At 69.0% G+C, this 24,997-nt stretch carries 20 protein-coding genes and 1 tRNA gene; 17 read left to right on the top strand and 4 right to left on the bottom strand.

The window, feature by feature from the left end:
- Positions 1-164 precede the first annotated feature (164 nt).
- The 15 genes from ruvA to ABB34_RS12815 all read left to right on the top strand — a co-directional run bounded on the left by ruvA (position 165) and on the right by ABB34_RS12815 (position 14,495).
- The gene (gene ruvA / locus ABB34_RS12745; RefSeq protein WP_057641705.1) at positions 165-752 is read left to right on the top strand and encodes a Holliday junction branch migration protein RuvA; all 588 of its coding nucleotides are present in this window, start codon (positions 165-167) and stop codon (positions 750-752) included.
- A gap of 39 nt (positions 753-791) precedes the next feature.
- Positions 792-2,690, top strand: a complete 1,899-nt coding sequence (locus ABB34_RS12750) for a potassium transporter Kup (RefSeq protein WP_057641706.1) — start codon at positions 792-794, stop codon at positions 2,688-2,690.
- Between the two features lie 62 nt (positions 2,691-2,752).
- Positions 2,753-3,793, top strand: coding sequence for a Holliday junction branch migration DNA helicase RuvB (gene ruvB, locus ABB34_RS12755; protein ID WP_057641707.1), 1,041 nt, complete (start codon positions 2,753-2,755; stop codon positions 3,791-3,793).
- Positions 3,783-4,214, top strand: a complete 432-nt coding sequence (ybgC, locus tag ABB34_RS12760; RefSeq protein ID WP_057641708.1) for a tol-pal system-associated acyl-CoA thioesterase — start codon at positions 3,783-3,785, stop codon at positions 4,212-4,214. The genes ruvB and ybgC overlap by 11 nt, the downstream gene beginning before the upstream one ends.
- Positions 4,215-4,224: 10 nt before the next feature.
- A complete protein-coding gene (gene tolQ, locus ABB34_RS12765; protein WP_057641709.1) occupies positions 4,225-5,001 on the top strand; it encodes a protein TolQ in 777 nt (258 codons plus the stop codon).
- Positions 5,002-5,007: 6 nt separating this feature from the next.
- Positions 5,008-5,436: a protein TolR gene (gene tolR / locus ABB34_RS12770; RefSeq protein WP_057641710.1), complete on the top strand. Its 429-nt coding sequence runs from the start codon at positions 5,008-5,010 to the stop codon at positions 5,434-5,436.
- The gene (tolA, locus tag ABB34_RS12775) at positions 5,426-6,511 is read left to right on the top strand and encodes a cell envelope integrity protein TolA (RefSeq protein ID WP_057641711.1); all 1,086 of its coding nucleotides are present in this window, start codon (positions 5,426-5,428) and stop codon (positions 6,509-6,511) included. The genes tolR and tolA overlap by 11 nt, the downstream gene beginning before the upstream one ends.
- Positions 6,512-6,634: 123 nt before the next feature.
- The gene (gene tolB / locus ABB34_RS12780) at positions 6,635-7,954 is read left to right on the top strand and encodes a Tol-Pal system beta propeller repeat protein TolB (RefSeq protein WP_057641712.1); all 1,320 of its coding nucleotides are present in this window, start codon (positions 6,635-6,637) and stop codon (positions 7,952-7,954) included.
- A 65-nt stretch (positions 7,955-8,019) separates the two neighbouring features.
- Positions 8,020-8,532, top strand: a complete 513-nt coding sequence (pal, locus tag ABB34_RS12785; RefSeq protein ID WP_057641713.1) for a peptidoglycan-associated lipoprotein Pal — start codon at positions 8,020-8,022, stop codon at positions 8,530-8,532.
- Between the two features lie 3 nt (positions 8,533-8,535).
- Positions 8,536-9,330: a tol-pal system protein YbgF gene (gene ybgF, locus ABB34_RS12790; protein ID WP_057641714.1), complete on the top strand. Its 795-nt coding sequence runs from the start codon at positions 8,536-8,538 to the stop codon at positions 9,328-9,330.
- 35 nt (positions 9,331-9,365) lie between these two features.
- Positions 9,366-10,055: a 7-carboxy-7-deazaguanine synthase QueE gene (gene queE / locus ABB34_RS12795; RefSeq protein WP_057641715.1), complete on the top strand. Its 690-nt coding sequence runs from the start codon at positions 9,366-9,368 to the stop codon at positions 10,053-10,055.
- A 140-nt stretch (positions 10,056-10,195) separates the two neighbouring features.
- Complete coding sequence (gene queC / locus ABB34_RS12800; protein WP_057641716.1) at positions 10,196-10,876, top strand: 7-cyano-7-deazaguanine synthase QueC; 681 nt, start codon at positions 10,196-10,198, stop codon at positions 10,874-10,876.
- A gap of 62 nt (positions 10,877-10,938) precedes the next feature.
- Positions 10,939-11,014: transfer RNA gene (locus ABB34_RS12805), tRNA-Lys, on the top strand.
- 161 nt (positions 11,015-11,175) lie between these two features.
- Positions 11,176-11,727, top strand: coding sequence for an ECF-type sigma factor (locus ABB34_RS12810; RefSeq protein ID WP_057641717.1), 552 nt, complete (start codon positions 11,176-11,178; stop codon positions 11,725-11,727).
- Entirely contained in the window at positions 11,727-14,495 is a 2,769-nt protein-coding gene (locus ABB34_RS12815; RefSeq protein ID WP_057641718.1) for a serine/threonine-protein kinase, read from the top strand. Before ABB34_RS12810 ends, ABB34_RS12815 begins: the two co-directional genes overlap by 1 nt.
- A gap of 47 nt (positions 14,496-14,542) precedes the next feature.
- Here ABB34_RS12815 and recQ read toward each other — a convergent pair whose 3' ends face one another.
- A complete protein-coding gene (gene recQ, locus ABB34_RS12820) occupies positions 14,543-16,384 on the bottom strand; it encodes a DNA helicase RecQ (RefSeq protein ID WP_057641719.1) in 1,842 nt (613 codons plus the stop codon).
- Positions 16,385-16,676: 292 nt separating this feature from the next.
- Positions 16,677-17,216: a Dps family protein gene (locus ABB34_RS12825; protein ID WP_057641720.1), complete on the bottom strand. Its 540-nt coding sequence runs from the start codon at positions 17,214-17,216 to the stop codon at positions 16,677-16,679.
- An 88-nt stretch (positions 17,217-17,304) separates the two neighbouring features.
- Between ABB34_RS12825 and hrpA the strand changes: the two genes are divergently transcribed.
- Positions 17,305-21,552 (top strand): ATP-dependent RNA helicase HrpA, encoded by a 4,248-nt coding sequence (hrpA, locus tag ABB34_RS12830; RefSeq protein ID WP_057641721.1) that lies wholly within the window; start codon positions 17,305-17,307, stop codon positions 21,550-21,552.
- Between the two features lie 190 nt (positions 21,553-21,742).
- Here hrpA and ABB34_RS12835 read toward each other — a convergent pair whose 3' ends face one another.
- Entirely contained in the window at positions 21,743-22,255 is a 513-nt protein-coding gene (locus ABB34_RS12835; protein ID WP_057641722.1) for a DUF4124 domain-containing protein, read from the bottom strand.
- Positions 22,252-22,764 carry a hypothetical protein gene (locus ABB34_RS12840; protein ID WP_057641723.1) on the bottom strand — a complete coding sequence of 171 codons (513 nt, stop codon included), beginning with the start codon at positions 22,762-22,764 and terminating at the stop codon, positions 22,252-22,254. The genes ABB34_RS12835 and ABB34_RS12840 overlap by 4 nt, the downstream gene beginning before the upstream one ends.
- Before the next feature lie 63 nt (positions 22,765-22,827).
- On the opposite strand from ABB34_RS12840, the gene ABB34_RS12845 reads away from it, so the two are divergent.
- Positions 22,828-24,990: a RelA/SpoT family protein gene (locus tag ABB34_RS12845; RefSeq protein WP_057641724.1), complete on the top strand. Its 2,163-nt coding sequence runs from the start codon at positions 22,828-22,830 to the stop codon at positions 24,988-24,990.
- Positions 24,991-24,997: the final 7 nt, after the last annotated feature.

Raw genomic sequence — 24,997 nt, forward strand, 5'->3', positions numbered from 1 at the left:
GCGCGAAGCGGGGGTTGGGGTGAGGGACAACGAAGTCGGGATGGCCAATGCTTCGTGAGACGGAATGGATTCCGCTGTTCGCTTTCCCTGACTCCGTTCACCCCTCATCCGGCGCTTCGCGCCACCTTCTCCCGGTGGGAGAAGGAAACAGCAGGAGCTTTCCCATGATCGGTCGTCTGCGCGGCATCCTCGCCCACAAAGCCCCGCCGTGGCTGGTGATCGACGTCGGTGGCGTCGGCTACGAGCTGGAGGCGCCGATGAGCACCTTCTACGACCTGCCCGACATCGGCCGCGAGGTGGTGCTGTTCACCCACTACGCGCAGAAGGAGGACAGCGTGTCGCTGTACGGCTTCCTGCGCGAGGGCGAGCGGCGGCTGTTCCGCGACGTGCAGAAGGTCAGCGGCATCGGCGCGAAGATCGCGCTGGCGGTGCTGTCCGGCGCCAGCGTCGATGAATTCGCGCGGCTGATCCAGGCCGGCGACGTCACTGCGCTGACCCGCATCCCCGGCATCGGCAAGAAGACCGCCGAGCGCATGATCGTGGAGTTGCGCGACAAGGCCGCCGAGTTCTCCGGCGGTGGCGCGCCGGTGGCCGGTGCGGCGGCCACCGACCCGGTGTCCGAGGCCACGGTGGCCCTGCAGCAACTGGGCTACAAGCCCGCCGAGGCGGCGAAGATGGCGCGCGATGCGGCGGCCGAGGGCGACGATGTCGCCACGGTGATCCGCAAGGCGCTGCAATCGGCGCTGCGCTGACGCATTCTTTCCCGGCCGCGTGGCCGCCCCGAGACCGCAATGTCCACTGCTTCCCACAAGCACGAAACCCCCGGCCACGGCGCCGGCCTGGCGCTGGTCGTCGGCGCCATCGGCGTCGTGTTCGGCGACATCGGCACCAGCCCGCTCTACACCCTGAAGGAAGCGTTCTCGCCGCACTACGGCCTGGACAGCGGCCACGACACGGTGCTGGGCGTGCTGTCGCTGGCGTTCTGGGCGCTGATCATGGTGGTCACGCTGAAGTACGTGACCATCATCATGCGCGCCGACAACGATGGCGAGGGCGGCATCATGGCGCTGATGGCGCTGGCCCAGCGCACCCTGCGCAACGGCTCGCGCAGCGCCTACGTGGTCGGCATCCTCGGCATCTTCGGTGCCTCGCTGTTCTTCGGCGACGGCGTCATCACCCCGGCGATCTCGGTGCTGGGCGCGGTCGAGGGCCTGCAGGTGGCCGCGCCGGCGCTGGGCCACTTCGTGGTGCCGATCACCCTGGTGGTGCTGGCGGCGGTGTTCGCCGCGCAGCGCTTCGGCACCGAGAAGGTGGGCAAGGTGTTCGGCCCGGTGATGATGCTGTGGTTCGTGTCGCTGGCGGCCATCGGCATCTGGAACGTGGTCGCCGCGCCGGAGGTGCTCAAGGCGTTCAACCCGTGGTGGGCGGTGCGCTTCTTCATCGAGCACGGCTGGCACGGCATCTTCATCTTCGGCGCGGTGGTGCTGGCGGTGACCGGCGGCGAGGCGCTGTACGCGGACATGGGCCACTTCGGCGCGCCGCCGATCCGCCACGCCTGGTACTTCTTCGTGCTGCCATGCCTGGTGCTGAACTACCTGGGGCAGGGCGCGCTGGTGCTGCGCCGGCCCGACGCGGTGGCCAACCCGTTCTTCGAGGCGGTGCCGGGCTGGGCGCTGGTGCCGATGATCGTGCTGGCGACGATGGCGGCGGTGATCGCCAGCCAGTCGGTCATCACCGGCGCGTTCTCGGTGTCGCGGCAGGCCATGCAGCTGGGCTACATCCCGCGCATGCGCATCAAGCACACCTCGCACGACACCATCGGCCAGATCTACATCCCCGGCATCAACTGGGGGCTGGCGGTAATGGTGTTCGGGCTGGTGCTGGCGTTCCGCAGCTCGTCCAACCTGGCCGTGGCCTACGGCATCTCGGTATCGGCGACGATGCTGATCGACACCCTGCTGCTGGCGCTGGTGGCACGCGTGCTGTGGCCGCGCGCGCGGCGCTGGATCCTCGCCCTGTGCGTGCCGTTCTTCTTCATCGACCTGGCCTTCGTCGTCGCCAACGGCGCCAAGCTGCTGCAGGGCGCGTGGTTCCCGGTGGTGCTGGGCATCGTGCTGTTCACGATGATGCGCACCTGGCGCCGCGGCCGCGAACTGCTGCGCGACGAGATCCGCAAGGACGGCATCCGCATCGACAGCTTCCTGCCGGGGCTGATGCTGGCCCCGCCGGTGCGGGTGCCGGGCACGGCGGTGTTCCTGACCGCCGACCCCACGGTGGTGCCGCACGCGCTGATGCACAACCTCAAGCACAACAAGGTGCTGCACGAGCGCAACGTGTTCCTGCACGTGGAAACCCTGCCGGTGCCCTACGCGGCGGCGGGGCAGCGGCTGAAGATCGAGCCGGTGGGCGACGAGTTCTACCGCATCCACGTCCGCTTCGGCTTCATGGAAACCCCGGACGTGCCGCTGGCGCTGATGCGCTCCTGCGACCGCGGCGGCATCTATTTCGACCCGATGGACACCACCTTCTTCGCCAGCCGCGAAACCATCGTCGCCAGCGCCAACCGCGGCATGCCGATCTGGCGCGACAAGCTGTTCGCGGTCATGCACCGCAACGCCGCTTCGGCCACCGGCTTCTTCCGCATCCCCGGTAACCGGCTGGTGGAGCTGGGTGCGCAGGTGGAGATATAGGTGATGGCGGTCGTTGGTCGGCGCTACCATCGGAAACGGTCGGTTTGCCGCATAATCACGACATGACCGAACCCCGCATCATCGGCGCCGACGCCACCCGCGAAGACGACGCCGCCGACGCCAGCATCCGCCCCAAGCGGCTTGCCGACTACCTCGGCCAGCAGCCGGTGCGCGAGCAGATGGACATCTACATCCAGGCCGCCAAATCGCGCGGCGAGGCGCTGGACCACGTGCTGATCTTCGGCCCGCCGGGGCTGGGCAAGACCACCTTGAGCCACGTCATCGCCAACGAGCTTGGCGTGGCGCTGCGGGTCACCTCAGGGCCGGTGATCGAGAAGGCCGGTGACCTGGCCGCGCTGCTGACCAACCTGCAACCGCACGACGTGCTGTTCGTCGATGAAATCCATCGCCTGTCGCCGGTGGTCGAGGAAGTGCTGTACCCGGCGATGGAGGACTTCCAGATCGACATCATGATCGGCGAGGGCCCGGCCGCGCGCTCGATCAAGCTCGACCTGCCGCCGTTCACCCTGATCGGCGCCACCACCCGCGCCGGGCTGCTGACCGCGCCGCTGCGCGACCGTTTCGGCATCGTGCAGCGGCTGGAGTTCTACTCGGCCGAGGAACTGACCCGCATCGTGCGCCGCTCGGCGGCGATCCTCGGCATCGATTGCAGCGCCGAAGGCGCCGGCGAGATCGCGCGGCGTTCGCGCGGCACCCCGCGCATCGCCAACCGCCTGCTGCGCCGCGTGCGCGACTACGCCCAGGTCAAGGCCGGCGGCCACATCGACCAGGACGTGGCGCAGGCGGCGATGCAGATGCTCAAGGTGGACCCGGAAGGCTTCGACGAACTCGACCGACGCCTGCTGCGCACGCTGGTGGAATATTTCGACGGCGGCCCGGTCGGCATCGAGTCGCTGGCCGCCGCCCTGTCCGAGGAACGCGGCACGCTGGAGGACGTGGTCGAGCCGTACCTGATCCAGCAGGGCTTCCTGGTGCGCACCGCGCGCGGGCGCATGGCCACCCACAAGGCCTACCGGCACATGGGCCTGAAGGCCCGGTCCGCGCCCGCCGACCTGTTCGTGGAGCCGCCCGATGTCGAGTGAGGTCCGGTTCAGTTGGCCGACACGCGTTTATTGGGAAGATACCGACGCTGGCGGCGTGGTCTACCACGCCCGCTACGTGGCGTTCATGGAACGCGCGCGCACCGAGTGGATGCGGGCGATGGGCCATGGACAGGAAACCATGCGCAATGGCGACGGGCAGGTGTTCGTGGTCCGCGCGATGGCGCTGGATTTCCTCAAGCCGGCCAGGCTGGACGACGCATTGCAGACCACGGTGGAACTGCTGCAATGCCGCCGCGCCAGCCTGGTGATGCGGCAGGCGGTGCTGCGCGACGGCCAGCCGCTGGTCACCGCGCAGGTGCGGCTGGCCGCGGTCGGTGCCCGCGACTTCCGCCCGCAGGCCATGCACGACACGCTGTACGCCACGCTCAAACGATTCGAAACCCAACACGCGCAAGATTGAGGAACAACGGATGATCGCTTTGCTTCTGGCCCTGCAGGCCACCGTGACCGAGGCACTGCCGGCGGACGTCAGCGCCGCGGCGGCGCAGACCGTGGCCGAGGCCGGTCATGGCGGCATCAACTACCTGGACCTGATGCTCAAGGCCAGCATCCCGGTCAAGCTGATCGTGCTGCTGCTGCTGGCCGGCTCGTTCATCAGCTGGGTGATCATTTTCCGCAAGGCGCGCGTGTTCAAGGCCGCCGACCGCGCCGCCGACGACTTCGAGAACCGTTTCTGGTCCGGCGCCGACCTCGGCAAGCTGTACGCTTCGGCCGCCGACCGCAACCGCTCCGTGGACGGTCTGGAAGCGATCTTCGAGTCCGGCTTCCGCGAATACAGCCGCTTGAACGGCCGCCGCGGGCTGGACAGCCGCACCCAGCTGGAAGGCACCCAGCGCGCCATGCGCACCACCTTCGCGCGCGAGGTCGACGGGCTGGAGCGCAACCTGGAGCTGCTGGCCAACATCGGCTCCAACGCCCCTTACGTGGGTCTGGTCGGCACCGTGTTCGGCATCATGGTGACCATGCACGACATGATCAGCAGCGGCGAGCAGGCCGGCATCGCCTCGGTCGCGCCGGGCATCTCCGAGGCGTTGTTCGCCACCGCCATCGGCCTGTTCGTGGCGATCCCCGCGACCTGGGCCTACAACCGCTTCACCACCCGCGTGGAACGGCTGTCGGTGCGCTACGAAACCTTTGCCGAGGAGTTCAGCTCGATCCTGCAGCGCCAGTCCGGCGGTGAAGAGTAAGCAGCCATGATTTCCGGCATTTCCCGGCGCAAGCGCCGCAAGCTCAAGTCCGAGATCAACGTCGTGCCGTACATCGACGTGATGTTGGTGCTGCTGATCATCTTCATGGTCACCGCGCCGCTGCTGACGCTCAGCTTCGAGGTCGACCTGCCCACCTCCAACGCCAAGGCGCTGGAGAGCCGGCAGGATCCGGTGATCGTCTCGGTGCGCCTGGACGGCCAGCTCAGCCTGAAGCTGCCCGAGGCGAAGGAACCGGCGCCGATGGACGCGGCCACGCTGCAGGCGCAGCTGGGCGCGTTGGCCTCGCAGGACAAGGGCCTGCGCGTGATCGTGGCCGCCGACAAGGCCGTGGCCTATGAAAAGGTCGTGGCGGCGATGGACGTGATCAAGGCGGCGAAGATCGAGAAGGTGGGTCTGGCGACCGATGCACACTGACGTCATGCCGCCACCGCGCGACCCCGGCGACGAATGGGGCATGCCCGTCGCCTTGGCGTTGCTGGTGCACGTGCTGGTCGCGCTGGTGTTCATCGTTGCATGGCTGTGGTCGCCCTCGCGCAGCACCGAGGCGGCCGCGGGCGACCCGGCGGTGGAGGCCAGCCTGCAGCTGTCGGCGGCCGAGGCCGCGGCCGCGCGCAGCGCGCTGCGCGCTTCCGAAAAGCTGCCGGTGCTGCCCGAGCCGGTGCAGGACGTGCAGCCCGAACCGGTGGTGGAGGACACCATCCCGCCGCCGCAGCCGCTTCCCGAACCCCGGCCGCAGGACGCGCCCACGCCGCAGCAGTACAACGCGCAGGAGCGCATCGCCCAGCCGGACAACGTGGACCAGGAGCGCGTCAGCGCGCTGGCCATCGCCGAGGAAAAGGCAAAGCAGGAGCAGGAAGCCAAGCGTCGCCAGGAGCAGATCGACCTGACCGAGCGCAAGCGCGTGGAGGAGGCCGAGCAGAAGCTGCGGCTGGCCAGGCAGCAGGAAGAGGCCGACAGGCAGAAGAAGCTGGCCGAGGAGCAGCGCCAGGCCAACGAGGCCAAGGCCGAGCAGGAGCGCCAGCAGAAGATCGCCGAGATCCGCCGCAAGCGCGAGCAGGCCGAGCGCGAGGCGAAGCTGGCCGAGCAGCGCCTGAACCAGGTGAAGGATGCGCAGTCGCGCGCGCAGGCGGCCTCGTCCAACGCAGCCGCCAGCAGCGGCACGCCGCAACCATCGCCGGGGCAGGGTGGCACCAGCGACGACCTGTTGGCTAAATATCAGGCGGCTATCAAGCAGGCTGTTCAGAGCCAATGGGTGCGGCCGGATTCGGTGCCATTGGGCCAGAAGTGCACGATCACCATTCGTCAATTGCCGGGAGGCGAGGTGCCACCCAACGGTGCAGTGCAGTTTGCAGCCAACTGCCCCTATGACGCCGCCGGCCGGCGCTCGGTTGAAGCAGCGGTACTGCGCGCGCAGCCCTTGCCATACCGTGGCTTCGAGTCGGTGTTCCAGCGCGCAATTACATTCCATTTCGAGGCGAAGGACCGTTGAATCCGGTTGCATCGGCATCGCTGCAAACCGGATTTCACGCGGCCTTCGTTCATGATTGCGAAAATGTTCATGCGCCTGCTGCTATCCCTTCCTCCCTGTTCATCCGCATCCGTTGAGCACCCCATGAAGAAACCACTTCGCTGGCTGGCCACCCTGACCGCCCTGCTGCTGCCCATCGTGGCGATGGCGCAACAGAAGGGGCTGGAGATCGACATCGTCGGCGGCAACGCCTCCGCCCTGCCGATCACCGTGGTGCCCATGCCCTACCAGGGCAGCGCCGGCGCGCCGGCCACGGACGTCGCGGCGCTGGTGCGCGCCGACCTGGATCGTTCCGGCCAGTTCCGCACCCTGCCCGAGGCGCAGGTCGTCGAGCGCCCGACCCGCGGCGCCGAGGTGCAATACCCCACCTGGCGTGCACTGAAGCAGGACTACCTCGTCGTCGGCCGCGTGCTCGACGCCGGCGCCGGCGCCTACCGCGTCGAGTACGAACTGTTCGACGTCGCCAAGGGCGAGCGCATGCTTGGCCTGGCGATGACCGCCCGCTCCAGCGCCATGCGCGACGTCGCCCACCAGATGGCCGACGCCATCTACGAGAAGATCACCGGCGTGCGCGGCGCGTTCTGGACCCGCATCGCCTATGTCACCGCCAGCGGCCGTGGCGACGCCATGCGCTACGCGCTGATGGTGGCCGACTCGGACGGCTACAACCCGCAGACCATCGTGCGCTCGGCCGAGCCGCTGCTGTCGCCGTCGTGGAGCCCGGACGGCAACCAGCTGGCCTACGTCAGCTTCGAGCGCGGCAACTCGGCCATCTATATCCAGAACATTTCCAGCGGCGCGCGCGAGCTGGTCGCCAGCTTCCGCGGCATCAACAGCGCCCCGGCCTTCTCCCCGGACGGCCGCCGCCTGGCGCTGACCTTGTCGCGCAGCGGCAACCCGGAGATCTACGTGATGGACCTGGGCAGCAAGCAGCTGACCCAGCTGACCAACCACTTCGCCATCGATACCGAGCCGACCTGGAGCGCCGACGGCGGTTCCATCTACTTCACCTCCGACCGTGGCGGCCGCCCGCAGATCTACCAGGTGGCGGCCAGCGGCGGCAGCGCATCGCGCGTGACCTTCCAGGGCAACTACAACGCCAAGGCCACCGTTTCCTTCGACGGCAAGAAGATCGCCGTCGCGCAGGGCGCCGGCAACACCTACAAGATCGCGTTGATGGACAGCAGCCTGGGCTCGCCGCGCTGGAGCACGCTGTCGCCCGGTTCGCTGGACGAATCCCCCAGTTTTGCCCCCAACGCGGGCATGGTGCTGTACGCCGCCCGCGAAGGCGGACGCGGTGTGTTGTACGCGGTATCGGCCGACGCCCGGGTGCGGCAGCGGCTGGTGCTGGCGGATGGTGACGTGAGGGAGCCCGCGTGGGGTCCCTACCGTACTACGCGTTGATTAAATGTTAATATCGCAAGTGCATTAACCCCATCAATCTGGCCTAGGAGCCTTTAGGTATCGCCATGAACAAGTCCACTCGTGTTCTGCTCGTTTCGCTGCTGTCCGTGGCCGTGCTGGCCGGCTGCTCGAAGAAGGTCAAGGAACAGCCGGCCGCTCCGGTCGAGCCCACCCCGGCCGAGCCGGCTCCGGTCCAGTCCTCCGGTCTGTACGGCCCGGGCGACCTGGATACCGACGCCTGCCTGCGCCAGCGCGTGGTCTATTTCGACTTCGATCAGGATTCCGTGAAGCCGGAGTTCCAGCAGATCATGGCCTGCCACGCCAAGTACCTGCGTGACCGTCCGTCCTCGCGCATCACCCTGCAGGGCCACACCGACGAGCGCGGCAGCCGTGCCTACAACCAGGCCCTGGGCGAGCGCCGCGGCAACGCCGTCAACTCGGCCCTGCAGGCCAACGGTGGTTCGGCCACGCAGCTGACCGTCGTGTCCTACGGCGAAGAGCGTCCGGTCTGCACCGACTCGAACGAGTCCTGCTGGTCGCAGAACCGTCGCGTCGAAATCGTCTACACCGCGCAGTAATCGATGCGTACCGGCATCAAGACGATGATGCTCGTGGTTGCGGCAGCCCTCGTGGCTGCCGCACCCGCGCAGGCGCAGCGGCAAAGCCTGGCCGACCGCGTCGGTGCGCTCGAAGCGCAGGCCAACAACAGCCAGGCCAACACCGACCTGCTCAACCAGTTGCAGCAGCTGCGCACCCAGGTGCAGGCCCTGCAAGGCAGCATCGAGCAGCTCCAGCATGAGAACGAGCAGCTCAAGCAGCGCAGCCGCGACCAGTACCTGGATCTGGACGGCCGCCTGAACCGTATCGAAGGCGGCGAGCAAGCCGCGCCCGACGCGCAGCCCGCAGCACCGGCCAAGCCCGCGGCGGCGGCCGTGGAAAAGGCCCCGACCGTGCGTGGCGATGCCGGCGCGGTGGCGGCGGCAGGCGACGAGCGCGCCGCCTACAATTTGGCGTTCGATGCGCTCAAGAACGGCAACTACGACGATTCGGCACGTTTGTTCCAGGGTTTCCTGGAGCAGTACCCGAATGGCGTCTACACGCCCAACGCACTGTACTGGCTGGGCGAGAGCTATTACGCCACCCGCAATTTCCAGATGGCCGAATCGCAGTTCCGCGATCTGGTCGCACGCTATCCCACGCACGACAAGGCCGCTGGCGGCCTGTTGAAGCTGGGCCTGTCGCAATACGGGCAGGGCGATGCCAGCCAGGCCGAGCAGACGCTCGAACAGGTGGCCACGAAGTTTCCCGGCAGCGACGCCGCACGGACCGCGCAGGACCGCCTGCAGTCGATCCGCTTCGGCCAGCAACTGCCTTGAGGCCCGCCGTGCCTGCGCGGCGCGGATGAATACCGATGAACCACCCCGCGGCCAGCGTGCCCAGTGAAATCGTGCAGTCGCCGTTGCCGCGGCTGAAGATCACCGAGATATTCCTTTCGCTGCAGGGCGAGGCGGACACCGCCGGCTGGCTGACGGTATTCGTGCGCCTGACCGGCTGCCCGCTGCGCTGCACCTATTGCGACACCGAGTACGCCTTCCACGGCGGCCAGTGGCGTGACATCGACGATATCGTCGCCGAAGTGCTGGGCCACGGCGTGCGCCATGTCTGCGTGACCGGCGGCGAGCCGCTGGCGCAGAAGCGCTGCCTGCTGCTGCTGCGCCAGTTGTGCGATGCCGGGCTGGACGTGTCGCTGGAAACCTCCGGCGCGCTGGACATCGGCGGCGTCGATCCGCGCGTATCGCGCGTGGTGGACCTGAAGACGCCGGGTTCGGGCGAAATGGCGCGCAACCGGCTGCAGAACCTGCCGTTGCTGACCGCGCGCGACCAGCTCAAGTTCGTGCTCTGCGGCCGCGGCGATTACGAATGGGCGCGGGACATGGTGGCCACGCATCGCCTGCACGAGCGCTGCATGGTGCTGTTCTCGCCGAGCAAGAGCGAGCTGACGCCGCGCGAGCTGGCCGACTGGATCGTCGCCGACCGCCTGCCGGTGCGTTTCCAGATGCAACTGCACAAGTTGCTGTGGAATGATGAGCCGGGGCGGTGAAGCGGGAACGGCTGCTGCTGCGTTCCCGGTCCTTGCCCCCGTATCCAGAGCCCCGGACCAACTGATCCATCCATGACGCATGCCGGGCAATGCGCCCGGCGATTTACCATTCCCGATTTCCCGTTCCCGGCTTTCCAACCATGAAAAAAGCAGTTGTCCTTCTCTCCGGCGGCATGGATTCGGCCGCGGTCGTGGCGATGGCGCGCGAGCAGGGTTTCGACGTGCATGCGCTGAGCGTGCGCTATGGTCAACGCCACACTTCCGAGCTCGACGCGGCCGCACGCGTGGCACGGGCGATGGGCGTGACCCGGCACAAGGTGGTGGACGTGGACCTGCGCAGCATCGGCGGCTCGGCGCTGACCGACGACATTGACGTGCCGGTGCGCACCGATGAAGAGCGCGGCGGCGACGACATCCCGGTCACCTACGTGCCGGCGCGCAACACCATCATGCTGTCGCTCGCGCTGGGCTGGGCCGAAGTGCTGGGCGCCAATGACATCTTCTGCGGCGTCAACGCGGTGGACTACTCCGGTTACCCGGATTGCCGCCCCGAATTCATCGCCGCGTTCCAGACGCTGGCCAACCTGGCGACCAGGGCCGGCGTGGAAGGCGCGGGCATCCGCATCCATGCGCCGCTGCAGCACCTGAGCAAGGCGCAGATCGCCAGCGAAGGCCACCGCCTGGGCGTGGATTTCGCACTTACCGTGTCCTGCTACCGCGCCGACGCGCAAGGCCGCGCCTGCGGCCATTGCGACGCCTGCCGCCTGCGCGCCGACGGCTTCGCCGCCGCCGGCCTGCCCGATCCGACGCACTACGCCTGAATTCCGGTTTCGGGCGTGTTGCGCTAGAATGCGCACCCCGGCGCCATGCCGGGTCTTTGTTTGGGCCGTTAGCTCAGTCGGTAGAGCAGAAGACTTTTAATCTTTTGGTCGAAGGTTCGAATCCTTCACGGCCCACCATGATCGCCAGAAGGCCCCGCATCGTCCGGGGCCTCCTCGCTTCAGGGGCCTATAGGCGGCATCGCGCCGCCGGGCCGGTTGGCAATCGGCAATGCCGGCCCTACCATCTGCAGCCGTTGCGACGCTTGAAGGTCGTGTTTTCCGGTAACGCCGGGGGGCGCTTGAATACCCAGATCACCCAACTCCTGCATCGCTGGCAGGATGGCGACCTGCAGGCCCGGGAAAGCCTGTTCGAGGCGCTGTACGCGGACCTCGTGCTGGTCGCCCGCAACCGCCTGCTCAACCAGGCCGGCGGTACCCTGCAGCCGGCAGCGCTGGTCAACGAATCGATGATGCGCCTGCTCGGTTCGGACGTGGACTACAAGGACCGGGCCCATTTCATCGCGGTGGCGGCGCTGAAGATGCGTTCGGTGCTGGTGGACCACCTGCGTGCCCGTTCGGCCGACAAGCGTGGCGGCAACCTCGTGCACCTCACCCTGTCCCATGCCGGTGAGGTCGCCGACGACGAGGACGGCGGCCACGACGTGATGGCCCTGCATCAGGCGCTGAACCGGCTGGCCGAGCTGGAACCGCGGGCGGCAAGCATGATCGAGCTGACCTATTTCGGTGGCATGAGCCGCGACGAGATCGCCGTGGTGCTCGGCGTGTCGGCGCCGACCGTGGACCGCGACCTGCGTTTCGCGCGGGCATGGCTCAACCGCCAGCTGGCCTGATGGCGGATACCGGGAAGGGTGCCGGCAAACTGCACTGGCGCCAGGCACGCGAGCTGTTCGATGCCCTCTGCGAGTTGCCGCGCGAGCAGTGGCAGCAGGCGTTGGACCAGCGCTGCAGCGATCCGGCGCTTGCCGAAGAGGTGCTGCAACTGCTGGACGCACAGACCGAGGGCCTGCGCCGGGTCAACGATCACCTGGGTATGGCCCTTGCGCTGGCGCTGACCCCGGAACTGGACGCGGGGCAACGGTTGGGGCCGTGGCGGCTGACCGAGCGCATCGCCCGAGGTGGCATGGGCACGGTATTCAAGGCCGAGCGCGACGATGGCCTCTACCAGCGCACGGTGGCAATCAAGCTGCTGCACGGCCTGCCGGGAGCGGGCGAGGTGGAGCAGTTGCAGGCCGAGCGGCAGGTGCTGGCCGGGCTGCGCCTGCCCGACGTCGCCCAGCTTTACGACGGCGGCACCACGCCCGACGGCTATCCGTACCTGGTCATGGAATACGTCGACGGGCTGCCGCTGGACCGTCATTGCGCCATCCATGCGCTGGGCCTGGAGCAGCGCCTGCGATTGTTCCTCGACGTCTGCGCCATCGTCCGCTCGGCGCACGAACACCTGGTCCTGCATTGCGACCTCAAGCCGAGCAACGTGCTGGTCCGTGGCGATGGCCGGCCGGTGCTGCTCGACTTCGGCCTGGCGCGGCTGCTCAACGATGCGCGCGACCGCCGGCAAGGCGGCTACTGCACGCCGGCCTATGCCAGCCCCGAACTGGTGCGGGGCGAACACGTGGGGGTGGCCGGCGACGTCTACAGCCTGGGCGTGATGCTGGTGGAACTGCTGTCCACGCGCGCCTGCGGGCGCGGTGTGCAGGACATCGACGTGCCGGTGGCGTCGCCCTCGGCCAATGCACCGGCCGGACTGCGCTGGCGCAAGGCGCTGGCCGGTGACCTGGATGCCATCGCGGGCAAGGCCTGCGCGCTGGACACGGCGCGGCGCTACCGCTCGGTGGAAGCGCTGATGGCCGACGTCTCGCGCTACCTGCAACGGCAGCCGGTGCTTGCGCGCGAAGGGGGCCGCGGCTATCGGTTGCTGCGCGGCATGCAGCGCAATTGGCGCGGTCTTGCCGCCGGCGTCGTCGCGCTTTCGCTGGCCGGGCTGTTCGTCGCCGGGTTGGTGCAGGCGCGGCGGCAGGCCGAGGAGGAAGCGGCGATCGCCGGGCAGGTGGGCGATTTCATGGTCGGCGTGTTCGAGATCGCCGACCCGTTCCTGCGTACCGAGCGCGGGCAGGAGGAGCTTTCCTCGCGGCAACTGCTGGACAAGGCGGCGCTGCGGGTTGCCCGCGACCTGGCCGATGCGCCGGCGCAGTTGGCGCGGATGCGGATGGTGCTGGGCACGGCCTACCGCAATTCCGGCGTCCCGCACCAGGCCGAGGTATTGCTGCAGCAGGCGCATGACGGCTTCATGGACCCGCGCGTGGACCGGCCGGTGGATGCGGCGGCGGCGCTGGCCGAATTGTCCGTGCAGAAGACCCGGGATGGCGATGGCGTGCAGGGGAATACATTGGCCGAACGGGGCCTGGCGCTGCTGCCGGGTACCGGTGCCGGCATGGTGCGGGCCCGGCTCCACCTCGCCCGGGGGCTGGCGCTGGTGAACCAGCAGCATTTCGACCGCGGTGAGGCCGCGTTCGACACCGCCATGATGCTGTATGGCAGGCAGCCCGAGGGCAGCGCCACGACCCAGGTGCTGGAGCTGGCCTACAACAAGGGGTTGATGTACCTGCGCTGGGGGCGGCTGGCACAGGCCGAGCGCGAGTTCCGCCGGGTGCTGGACGGCGTGCATGGGCGGCGCACGAGCATGGTGCTGGCCACGGAAATGCGCCTCGCGCAGGTGCTGCGCGAGCAGGGCAGGTTCGCGCAGGCGTTGCCGCTGCTGCAATCGGGCATGCGTCATGCGCGCGAACTGTATGGGCCGCAGAGCAGCTTCGTGCTGATGCAGCACGATGGACTCGCCGACCTGTACATGGATGCGGGCGACTACGCGGCCGCCGAGCGCGAATACCTGCAGCGCCACCGCCTGAGCGCGCTCATCGATGGCACTGGCTCGGTGGAATATTCGATGGGGCTGTTCAACTACGGCACGTTGCAGGAACTGCGCGGCGACGTTGCGCAGGCCGAACGGCTCTACCGGCAGGCATGGACGCTCCGCAAGGAGCGGCTGGGGGAGGATTCGCCGACCAGCCTGCGCGCCGAATCCGGGTTGGGCGCGTTGCTGGCGCGGCAGGGACGCATGGACGAGGCCGGGCAATTGTTGCTGCATGCCGACGCGGGGCTGGATGCGGCGTTGCCGGCGGATGCACCGGGGCGCATCGAGGCGCGCCTGAACCGCATCGGTTGGCACGTCCTGCGGGGTGAACTGGAGCAGGCGCGGGCATTGCTGGGAGCACTTGATGCGCGGATACCGGCAATCCTGCAACTGCGGTTGTTGCGCATCCGCGCGGATCTGGCCGAGCGGCAGGGCGAAGGCGCCGCCGCGCTGGCACTGCGCCGGACAGCGCTGGAGTTCGCGCGCGTACAACATGGGCAGGATGGGATCGAGATCGCGGTGTGCCGCACCGAGCTGGCCGAAACCCTGCTCAGGCTCGGCCACCGGCAACCGGCGCTGGATGCGTTGCGGCAGGCCGTGCCGGTGCTGGCGCGATTGCAGGTCGAAGCCGCGCCCGAGCGGCGCAAGGCCGAAGGACTGAAGCTGCTGGCGGGTGCGCAGCAGGGCTGACGATTGCTTCCGGCATCCGCGCACCCGCGCGCAAGGCACCGTGCCGTTTACCCCTGCTCGCGCACGATCTCCACCAGCCGCTGGCCGTAGCGGGCCAGCTTGCTGCCGCCGATGCCACCGACCCGGCCCAGCGCGTCGAGGCTGTCCGGGCGCTGTTCGGCGATGTTGCGCAGGGTGCTGTCGTGGAAGATCACGAACGCCGGCACGTTCTGTTCGCGCGCCAGCTCCGCGCGCAGGCCACGCAGGGCGTTGAACAGCGCCAGGTCCTCCGGCTGCACCGGCACGCCGGTGCGCGGGCTGCCGCTGCGCTCGCGCTCGCCGCGGCTGCGCGTGGTTGGCGCTTCGCGGCGCATCATCAGTTGGCGCCGGCCCTTGAGCACGTCGCGGCTGGCGTCGGTCAGGCGCAGGCCGCCGTGCGCCTCCGGGTCCACTTCCAACAGGCTGGCGGCCACCAGTTGCCGGAATACGCCGCGCCAGCCGCGTGCGTCCAGGTCCTTGCCGATGCCGAAGGTGCTGAGCTTGTCGTGGCCGAGCTGGCGGATGCGCTCGCCGTCGCTGCCGCGCAGGATGTCGATCAGGTGGCCGACGCCGAAGCGCTGGCCGCTGCGGTAGACGCAGCTCAGCGCTTTCTGCGCGGCGACGGTGGCGTCCCACGCCGCCGGTGGGGTCAGGCAGTTGTCGCAGTTGCCGCAGGGCTGGCCCAGTACGCCCTTGGGCGTGCCGACGGGCACGTAGGTTTCGCCGAAGCCGGCCAGCAGCACCTGGCGGCGGCACTGCATGGATTCGCAGTAGCCGAGCAGGTGGTCGAGCTTGGCGCGCTCCAGGTGCTTGCGTTCCGCGCCGGCCTCGCCCTGCTCGATCATCTGCTTGAGCAGTACCACGTCGCCCAGCCCGTAGCACAGCCACGCCTCGGCGGCCTCGCCGTCGCGGCCGGCGCGGCCGGTTTCCTGGTAGTAGCCTTCCATCGACTTGGGCAGGTCGACATGGGCGACGAAGCGCACGTCCGGCTTGTCGATGCCCATGCCGAAGGCGATCGTCGCGCACATCACGATGCCGTCCTCGCGCAGGAAGCGGCGCTGGTTTTCCGCGCGCACCTCGGCCGGCAGGCCGGCGTGGTAGGGCAGGGCGTCGAGCCCTTCACTACGCAGCATGTCTGCGGTTTCCTCGACCTTGCGCCGCGACATGCAGTAGACGATGCCGGCCTCACCCCGGTGGCCGCGCAGGAAATCCAGCAACTGGCGCTTGGCGTTGTCCTTCTGCACCACCGTGTAGCGGATGTTGGGACGGTCGAAGGAACTGATGAAGTGCTCGGCCTGCGCCAAGTCCAGACGCTCGGCGATCTCGCGCTGGGTGGGCGGGTCGGCGGTGGCGGTCAGGGCGATGCGCGGGATGTGCGGCCAGCGCTCGTGCAGCACGGTGAGCTGCCGGTACTCGGGGCGGAAGTCGTGGCCCCACTGCGATACGCAGTGCGCCTCGTCGATCGCGAACAGCGCCAGCGGCGCGCGTTCGAGCAGCGACAGGAAACGCCCGGTCAGCAGCCGCTCGGGGGCGACGTAGAGCAGCTTCAGCTCGCCGGCCAGCAGCTCGCGCTCGACCCGGCTGGCGGTTTCGGCATCGAGGGTGGAGTTGAGGAATTCGGCGCGCACGCCGAGCTGGCGCAGCGCCTCCACTTGGTCCTGCATCAGCGCGATCAACGGCGAAACGACGATGCCGCAGCCCTCGCGCAGCAGCGCCGGCACCTGGTAGCACAGCGATTTGCCGCCGCCGGTGGGCATCAGCACCAGCGCGTCGTTGCCGGCGGTGACGTGTTCGACGATGGCCTGCTGGTTGCCGCGGAAGGCGTCATGGCCGAAGACGCGCTTCAGCAGTTCATGGGCGGGGGATTGCATGCCGCATAGGATACCGCGCGGCTTGCGGTCGGCTTCCAGGGACGCGCCGTCGATGCGTGGGAAAAACCTCGCATGTGGCGTAGGTCGGGGCTATGCCCCCGACGTTTGATGCATGGCGTGTCGGGGGCATAGCCCCGACCTACCGGTCGAAGTGATGCGGCGATACGTCTGGAGAAAGCCCCCTTGAGTCAAGGGGGCGCGCCGAAGGCGGGGGATATGGCAGGCAGATGAAGCAGGGTCCAGGATTCCGCCTGCGGAATCCTGGAAAACCGGAGGGCGAATGCCCGCAGGTTTACTGCAACAGCGAACGCAGCATCCACGCGTACTTCTCGTGGGTCTGCAGGCGCTGGGTCAGCAGGTCCTCGCTGGGGGCGTCGCCGGCCTTTTCGGCCTGTTCCAGCACCTTGCGCGCGGTGCGGCACACCGCTTCGTTGCCGCTGACCAGCTGGCGCACCATCTCGCGCCAGTCGGCACTGTCGGTCAGGCCCGGTTCCTCGGCGATCGAGGTCAGGGTCACGAACTCGCGGTAGGAGCCCGGGGCGTTGAAGCCCAGTGCGCGGATGCGCTCGGCGATCTCGTCCAGCGCCGTCCACTGCTCGGTGTACTGCGCCTCGAACATGGTGTGCAGCGAGTTGAACATCGACCCGGTGACGTTCCAATGGAAGTTGTGGGTCTTCAGGTACAGGGTGTAGGCGTCGGCAAGGAAGTGCGACAGGCCGTCGGCGACCTTCTTGCGGTCGGCGTCCTTGATCCCGATGTCGATGCCCGGTGCCGACGGTGCGGCGGCGGCGAGTTTCTTCTTGGCGGTTGCCGGTTTGCTGCTCTTGGCCATGACGCTTTGCTCCTTGGCGGGTTGAATGGCTTCACAATACCGATATCGGGACCCTACCGGTATTTCAAGTTTCCACGTTGAACGATTGATGATTGCTATCGAAAAGGACACCGCCGCGCGCCTGCGCCATGCCCGTGGGGCGATAGACGGGGCGATGAGCCGTGACCGCGGGCGCCTGCTCGGGTTGTGGTCGCGCTGGCAGGGCAAGCCGGCCGACGCCACCGCCGAGGCGGCGTTCAACCAGTTGCTGGAACAGTCCCGCGCCCAGCGCCGGCAGCGCGCCGCGCGCCCGATCGCCGTCACTCTGGACGAGGCGCTGCCAATCGCGCGTGAAGCCGAGCGCATCACCGCGCTGATCCGCGCGCACCAGGTGGTGGTGATCGCCGGCGAAACCGGCTCGGGCAAGACCACGCAGCTGCCCAAGCTGTGCCTGGCCGCCGGTCGTGGCGAGGCCGGCATGATCGGCTGCACCCAGCCGCGCCGCATCGCCGCGCGCGCGGTGGCCACGCGCGTGGCCGAGGAACTGGGGGCCGAACTGGGCACGGTGGTCGGCTACCAGGTGCGCTTCACCGACAAGGTGGGCGAGGACAGCCGGGTCAAGTTCATGACCGACGGCATCCTGCTGGCCGAGATCGCCAGCGACCGCTGGCTGTCGCGCTATGACACGCTGATCATCGACGAGGCGCACGAGCGCAGCCTCAACATCGACTTCCTGCTCGGCTACCTCAAGCAGCTGCTGCGCAGGCGCCCGGACCTGAAGTTGATCGTTACCTCGGCGACCATCGACACCGAGCGCTTCTCGCGCCATTTCGACGATGCCCCGGTGGTCGGCGTCGAGGGCCGCACCTGGCCGGTGGAAGTGCGCTACCGGCCGCTGGAGGGCGGCAGCGGCGAGGACGGCGTGGAAGGCGGCGAGCGCAGCGTCAACGACGCCATCGTCGCGGCCATCGACGAAATAACCCGCAGCGACCCACGTGGCGACGTGCTGGTGTTCCTGCCCGGCGAGCGCGAGATCCGCGACGCGCACCAGTCGCTGGAGCGGCGCAAGTACCGCGAAACCGAGGTGCTGCCGCTGTACGCGCGCTTGTCGGCCAAGGACCAGGACCGGGTGTTCAACCCCGGCCCGAAGCGGCGCATCGTGCTGACCACCAACGTCGCCGAAACCTCGCTGACGGTGCCGCGCATCCGCTACGTGGTCGATCCCGGCTACGCGCGGGTCAAGCGCTACAGCCCGCGGCAGAAACTCGATCGGCTGCACATCGAACCGGTGTCGCAGGCCAGCGCCAACCAGCGCAAGGGCCGCTGCGGGCGCATCGCCGAGGGCGTGTGCTACCGCCTGTATGCCGAGGCCGATTTCCAGTCGCGCCCGGAATTCACCGATCCGGAGATCCGCCGCTCCTCGCTGGCCGGGGTGATCCTGCGCATGCTGCAGCTGGGCTTGGGGAAAATCGAGGATTTCCCGTTCCTCGAACCACCGGACGAACGTGCGGTGGCCGACGGCTGGCAGCAACTGGCCGAACTCGGCGCGATCGACGGCGAGCGCAAGCTCACCGCCATCGGCCGGCAGATGGCGCGTTTGCCGGTGGACGTGAAGCTGGCGCGGATGCTGGTGGCCGCGCAGAAGGGCGTCTGCCTGCACGAGATGCTGGTGATCGCTTCCTTCCTCGGCATCCAGGACCCGCGCGAACGGCCGCCGGAAGCGCGCGAGGCCGCCGACAACGCGCATGCGACCTTCGCCGACCCGCGCTCGGAATTCATCGGCATCCTGCGCCTGTGGGAGGGCTACCGCGCCGCCCACGAGGAACTGACCCAATCGAAGCTGCGCGACTGGTGCGGCCGCCATTTCCTCGGCTTCCTGCGCATGCGCGAATGGCGCGAACTGCACCGGCAGCTGCGGCTGCTGTGCGAGGAGCTGGGTTGGGACAGTGCCGGCGACGGCACGTTCGCCAAGGCATTGTTGTCGGCGCCCGCGGCATTGCCGGCCGGCGGCGATGGCGAAGCCAGGCGCAAGGCCACGCGCGGCGAACTGCACAAGGCGGCGCGACTGGCGCGAGAGGGAAAAACGGGGTCAGGTTCACTTTCCTCTCAAACATCCGGCCAGTCGGTGAAAAAACGTGGAGAAAGTGAACCTGACCCCGCTTTCTCCCCCAGCGTGCCGGAAAAAGCCCGCGCCGCCGCCTATCAGGCGCTGCACCGCGCGATCCTCGCCGGCCTGCCGACGCAGATCGGCCACCGCACCGAGAAAGGCGACTTCCAGGCGCCGAGGCAGCGCCGTTTCCACCTGTTCCCCGGCTCGGCGCTGGCGAAGAAGCCGCCGCCGTGGGTGCTCAGCGCGACCCTGCTCGACACCCAGCGGGTGTGGGGCCTGACCAATGCCGCGATCGAGCCGGACTGGGCGATCGCCGAACTGCCGCACCTTTTGGCGCGCAAGCACTTCGACCCGCACTGGTCGCGCGCGCAGGGGCAGGTGCTGGCGGCCGAGCAGATCAGCCTGTTCGGGCTGGTGCTGGCGCCGCGCAAGCCGGTGCACTACGGCCGCATCAACCCCGGCGAGGCGCACGACATCTTCGTGCGGCAGGCGCTGGTGACCGGCGAGATCAACACCCGCGCCGGCTTCGTCGCCGACAACCAGAAGGTGCTGGAACAGGCGCGCGAGGAGGAAGCCAAGCTGCGCCGCGCCGGCATCGTCGCCGACGAGGACTGGCAGGCGCGTTGGTACCTGGATCGGGTACCGGCCGATATCCACTCGGCCAGCCGGCTGGATGCGTGGTGGAAGGAACTGCCGGCCGACAAGCGCCGCACGCTGCACTGGTCGCTGGCCGACCTGCTGCCGGGCGAGGGCAGCGAGCAGGAGCGCTACCCGAAATACCTCGCGCTGGGCGACGCGCGGCTGGCGCTGCATTACCGCTTCGAGCCAGGCGCCGAGGACGACGGCGTGACCCTGGACGTGCCGCTGCACCTGCTGGGCGCGCTCGACCCGGCGCGGCTGTCGTGGCTGGCGCCGGGCTTCGTCGCCGACAAGGCCGCGGCGCTGATCCGCAGCCTGCCCAAGGCGATGCGCCGCAACTACGTGCCGGCGCCGGATTTCGGCCGCGCTTTCTTCGAGGCATTCCCGCAGCCCTCGGCCGACGATATCCGCGGCGAACTGGCGCGGTTTTTGAGCAAGGCCACCGGCGCGCAGGTGGCGGCCACCGATTTCGACGAGGCCGCGTTGGAGCCACACCTGCGCATGAATTTGCGGCTGCTGGAATTTTCCCCTTCCCGCGCAAAGCACCCCTCCCCAACCCTCCCCTTCGCCTCCGGCGAAAGGGAGGGGGCAGAAGCTCCTCCCCTTGGCCGCGCAGCGGACAGGGGGAGGTTGGGAGGGGGTGCTTTGCGCGATGAAGCGCCGAAGGTATTGGCCATCTCGCGCGACCTCGACGCCCTGCGCGCGCGCTTCGGCGAGCGCGCCGGCCACGCCTTCGCCGCGCGCGCGGGCAAGGCGCTGGCGGCCGAGGGCCTGCGCGAATTCCCGGCCAATGCCATTCCCGAACAGGTGCCGGGCGAAGCCGGCGTGCCGGCGTTCCCGGCGCTGGTGGATACCGGCGAGGCTGCCGCGCTGCGCATCTTTGCCGACCGCAACGAAGCATTGCTGGCGCACCCGCAAGGCGTGCGCCGCCTGCTGGAAATCGCGCTGGCCGACAAGGTCAGGCAGGCGCGCAAGCAACTGCCGGTATCGCCCAAGACCGGCCTGCTGTATGCGGCGATCGAGTCGCAGGAAAGACTGCGCGGCGATCTGGTCGATGCGGCCATGAACGCGGTGTTGGCCGAAGGCCTGGTCGACATCCGCACGCTGGAGGCCTTCGAGCAGCGCCGCGCCGACGCCGCCAAGCGTCTGTTCGGCGAAGCGATGGAACGGCTGAAGCTGGCCGAGAACATCCTCGGCCTGGTCGGTGAGTTGCGGCCGCTGCTGGAAGCGCCGCTGATGGGCTGGGCACGCGGCAACCTCGACGACATGGAGCGGCAGCTGGCCGGTCTGGTCCACGCCGGTTTCCTGAGGCAAACCCCGGCCGACGCACTGGCGCAGTTCCCACGCTACCTGAAGGCGATGATCCTGCGCAGCGAGCGCGCCAAGCGCGACCCGCAGCGCGACCAGGCGCGGATGCTGGAGCTGAAGCCCTTCGTCGATGCATTGGCTGAGGCACAGGTGCAGGGCAGGGCGGCGCGGCCGGAGTGGTCGGTGCTGCGCTGGGACATCGAGGAACTGCGGGTGTCGCTGTTCGCGCAGGAACTGGGTTTCCGCGCCGGCGTCTCGCCGAAGAAGCTGGCGCAGCGGGTGGCGGCACTGCGCGGTTGATCGTTGCCGAGCGCTGTGCTCCCCGTAGCTGCCGGGCTTGCCCGGCAGGGGGCTTCGCCGGGAAAGCCCGGCATGCGGGGCAAGCCCCGCATCTACGTCAAATGGCTTGGCAGGGGCTTCATTGGGAAAGCCCATGCGGGGCAAGCCCCGCATCTACGCCAAATGATGCGGTGGCGGGCTCGCCCCGTGCCTACGGTGTCGTGCGGTATTGCTCGATGCAGCGCCGCCGCGCCGCGTTGACCAGGGTGTTCGCGTTGGCGTGCTCGCGGGTGATGGCCTGCCGCAGCGTGGCCATGCGGGCGCGCAATGCCTGGCTGTGCTGCGCGTCGGCGCCTGCCAACTGCTCGTTGAGCATCGCCATCTGCTGCTGGTGCGCGGCCACGCGGTCGTTGGACGGGCCGTAAATGGAGGCGGTGGCATTGGCGACGCACTCGCGTTCGGCGCTGCGGTCGACCTCACCAGTGGTGGGGGCGGAGACATTGTTTTCCTGGGGCGCGGGCGTTCCGGTGCCGTCCGCCACCGTCGCCGCCGCGGCGGCGACGGGATCATCGCGCAGCTTCATCGGCTGCGCACTGGCGTCGCAGGGGAACTCCGAATACACGGTCTCCCCGGACTTGCCCTTGCACTTGTACACCTGTGCCGCAGCCAGGCCCGGCAGCAGCATCAGCATGGCGAACGCGAGGATCGGGAGGCGCCGGTTCATTTGCTGCGGCGGACCTTGGCGCGGGTATTGAGGCCCTCGACCTGCAGGTACCACACGCCCATCAGCCCCGGCGTGATCTTCACCTTCGGTGCCTGCCTGCGCACGCCGGCTACCCGCGCATCGTCGGTCTGTTCCCACAGCTGGCCGTTGTCCAGTGTGTACTGGCGGCCCTTGCCGAAGCCGGTGAACTCGCCGACCAGCGCCGCCTCGATCGGTTCGCTGGAACCAAAGTCGAAGAAGCCACGGTTCTTGACGATCACTTCCTGCCGGCCTTCCTCGCGCGCCTGTTCGACCGCGCTGGCGGTGGCCTGCTGCACCTTGCCCTGCAGCCAGGCGTTGAGCGCGGCCAGTTCCTCCGGGCTCAGCTTGTCCAGCCCGGCGGCCTTGAATTCCCCGGCGGTCATCTGCCGTTGCAGGTCGCCTTCCACCACGCGCTGCGCGTGGGCGTCGGAAACCAGGGCGAGCAGGAGCAGGGCGGCGAACGGAAACGACAGGCGTGCGGTCATCATGGACGATTGTTCCCGGTGAGGGTTGGGCGCTAGTGTAGGGGCAACCGCCCGCGATTGACTGCCGTGACACGCTCTTCCCTTTCCGGCCTGGATGCCCTGCTGCAACGTCCCTCCTGCGGCGCGTTGTCCGGGCCAGTGCGGCAGGCCCTGCTGGATGCCTGGCAACCGCCCGATGCCGCCGCGCCGCCGCGGCTGCCGTGGCCGGTGCTGGCCGACACCCTGGATTCGCTGGCGCTGCTGTCTGCCGACGAGGCGGTGGTGGTGGCCGCGCTGCTGTTCGACCTGCCGGGGTTGCGCGCGCGCCTGCCGGAGTTGCCGCTGGGCAACGCCGCCGCCGCGGTGCGCGGCCTGCTGGACGGGCAGGACGCCGCCGACCAGGTGTGGGCGCTGCACGCCGGGCGCGAGGCCGGGCGCAACAGCGAGGGCCTGCGCCGGCTGCTGCTGTCCATCGTCCACGACCTGCGGGTGGTGCCGATCCTGCTGGCGCGGCAGCTGGCCTGCATGCGCGCGGCCGACCGGCTGCCCGAGGAGCAGCGCCGCGCGCTGGCGCAGCTGACCCGCGACATCCATGCGCCGCTGGCCAACCGGCTGGGCATCTGGCAGTTGAAATGGGAGCTGGAGGACCTCGCGTTCCGCTTCCTCGACGCGGATACCTACCGCCACATCGCCCGCGAGGTGGACGAGACCCGCGTCGCCCGCGAGCGCTACGTCGAGGCGGTCAAGCGCAAGCTGTCGGCGGCGCTGGCTACGCACGGCATCCGCGCCGAGGTCAGCGGCCGGCCCAAGCACATCTACAGCATCTGGCGGAAGATGCAGAAAAAGCAGCTGGCCTTCGAGCAGCTCTACGACCTGCGCGCGGTGCGGGTGATGGTGGACGACGTCGCCGCCTGCTACGCCGCGCTGGGCATCGTGCACGCCCTGTGGACGCCGATCCCCAGCGAGTTCGACGACTACATCGCCCGGCCCAAGGCCAACGACTACCGCTCGCTGCACACCGCGGTGATCGGCCCGGAAGGGCGCACAGTGGAAGTGCAGATCCGCACCCACGAGATGCACGCGCAGGCCGAGCTGGGCGTGGCCGCGCACTGGAAATACAAGGAGGGCGGCAAGGGCGCGGAGAAGTCGTTCGACCGCAAGATCACCTGGATGCGGCAGCTGCTGGAGCAGGCGCAGGACGCGACCGGCCCCGAGGACCTGGCCGGCGCGCTGGATGCCGAGCTGATCGAGGACCGGGTCTACGCGCTCAGCCCCAAGGGCGAGGTGATGGACCTGCCGGCCGGTGCCACGCCGCTGGACTTCGCCTACCACGTGCACACGATGGTCGGGCACCGCTGCCGCGGGGCGAAGGTCAATGGCCGCATCGTGCCGCTGGCCTACCGCCTGCGCAGCGGCGACCGCGTGGAAATCCTCACCGCCAAGGAGGCCGACCCGCGCCGCGACTGGCTGCTGCCGGCCAACGGTTTCCTCGCCAGCAGCCGCTCGCGCGAGAAGGTGCGCACCTGGTTCCACAAGCTCGACCGCGCGCGCAACGTGCAGGCCGGGCGCGAACTGCTCGACCGCGAGCTCAAGCGGCTGGGCCTGCAGCAAGCCGACCTGATGGTGGCGGCCAGGCGCTTCCACGCCGACAGCGTCGACGACCTGTACATCCAGGTCGCGCTCGGCGACACCGGCCCCAGCCAGGTCAGCCGCGCGCTGCTGGAGGCGGAGAAGGAGAAGAACCAGCCGGCGCCGGCCACGCCGCCGCTGCCGCGCCCGACCGCGCGCCGCGACGGCATCGGCAAGTCCGATTTCACCGTGCAGGGCGTGGGCAACCTGCTGGTGCAGCTGGCGCGCTGCTGCCGGCCGGTGTCCGGCGAGCCGATCGCCGGCTACCTCACCCGCACCCGTGGCGTCACCGTGCACCGCAGCGATTGCGCCGCGCTGGCGCGGCTGTCGGCCGCCCATCCCGAGCGCGTGCTGCCGGTGGAGTGGGGCCGCGCCGGCTCCGGCTACGAGGTGGACGTGATGGTCCGCGCGGTGGACCGGCGCTGGCTGCTGAAGGACATCACCAACCTGATCGCGCAGGAGGACGCCTATGTGCTCAACATCAACAGCGACACCCTGCGCGACAGCGGCCGCGTGCAACTGCGCCTGCGGCTGAAGGTCAACGACTACGGCCAGCTCTCCACGCTGCTGGGCAAGATGGACGCCTTGCCCGGCGTGGACGAGGCCCGGCGCATGGGCTGACGGGCGC

Source organism: Stenotrophomonas daejeonensis, from assembly GCF_001431505.1.
In the GTDB taxonomy this organism is placed as follows: Bacteria; Pseudomonadota; Gammaproteobacteria; order Xanthomonadales; family Xanthomonadaceae; genus Stenotrophomonas; species Stenotrophomonas daejeonensis.

Excerpts from the sequence above, each read along its gene's own strand:
- ruvA (WP_057641705.1), top strand. The coding sequence starts at position 165 with ATGATCGGTCGTCTGCGCGGCATCCTCGCCCACAAAGCCCCGCCGTGG.
- ABB34_RS12750 (WP_057641706.1), top strand. The coding sequence starts at position 792 with ATGTCCACTGCTTCCCACAAGCACGAAACCCCCGGCCACGGCGCCGGC.
- ruvB (WP_057641707.1), top strand. The coding sequence starts at position 2,753 with ATGACCGAACCCCGCATCATCGGCGCCGACGCCACCCGCGAAGACGAC.
- ybgC (WP_057641708.1), top strand. The coding sequence starts at position 3,783 with ATGTCGAGTGAGGTCCGGTTCAGTTGGCCGACACGCGTTTATTGGGAA.
- tolQ (WP_057641709.1), top strand. The coding sequence starts at position 4,225 with ATGATCGCTTTGCTTCTGGCCCTGCAGGCCACCGTGACCGAGGCACTG.
- tolR (WP_057641710.1), top strand. The coding sequence starts at position 5,008 with ATGATTTCCGGCATTTCCCGGCGCAAGCGCCGCAAGCTCAAGTCCGAG.
- tolA (WP_057641711.1), top strand. The coding sequence starts at position 5,426 with ATGCACACTGACGTCATGCCGCCACCGCGCGACCCCGGCGACGAATGG.
- tolB (WP_057641712.1), top strand. The coding sequence starts at position 6,635 with ATGAAGAAACCACTTCGCTGGCTGGCCACCCTGACCGCCCTGCTGCTG.
- pal (WP_057641713.1), top strand. The coding sequence starts at position 8,020 with ATGAACAAGTCCACTCGTGTTCTGCTCGTTTCGCTGCTGTCCGTGGCC.
- ybgF (WP_057641714.1), top strand. The coding sequence starts at position 8,536 with ATGCGTACCGGCATCAAGACGATGATGCTCGTGGTTGCGGCAGCCCTC.
- queE (WP_057641715.1), top strand. The coding sequence starts at position 9,366 with ATGAACCACCCCGCGGCCAGCGTGCCCAGTGAAATCGTGCAGTCGCCG.
- queC (WP_057641716.1), top strand. The coding sequence starts at position 10,196 with ATGAAAAAAGCAGTTGTCCTTCTCTCCGGCGGCATGGATTCGGCCGCG.
- ABB34_RS12815 (WP_057641718.1), top strand. The coding sequence starts at position 11,727 with ATGGCGGATACCGGGAAGGGTGCCGGCAAACTGCACTGGCGCCAGGCA.
- recQ (WP_057641719.1), bottom strand. The coding sequence starts at position 16,384 with ATGCAATCCCCCGCCCATGAACTGCTGAAGCGCGTCTTCGGCCATGAC.
- ABB34_RS12825 (WP_057641720.1), bottom strand. The coding sequence starts at position 17,216 with ATGGCCAAGAGCAGCAAACCGGCAACCGCCAAGAAGAAACTCGCCGCC.
- hrpA (WP_057641721.1), top strand. The coding sequence starts at position 17,305 with ATGATTGCTATCGAAAAGGACACCGCCGCGCGCCTGCGCCATGCCCGT.
- ABB34_RS12835 (WP_057641722.1), bottom strand. The coding sequence starts at position 22,255 with ATGAACCGGCGCCTCCCGATCCTCGCGTTCGCCATGCTGATGCTGCTG.
- ABB34_RS12840 (WP_057641723.1), bottom strand. The coding sequence starts at position 22,764 with ATGATGACCGCACGCCTGTCGTTTCCGTTCGCCGCCCTGCTCCTGCTC.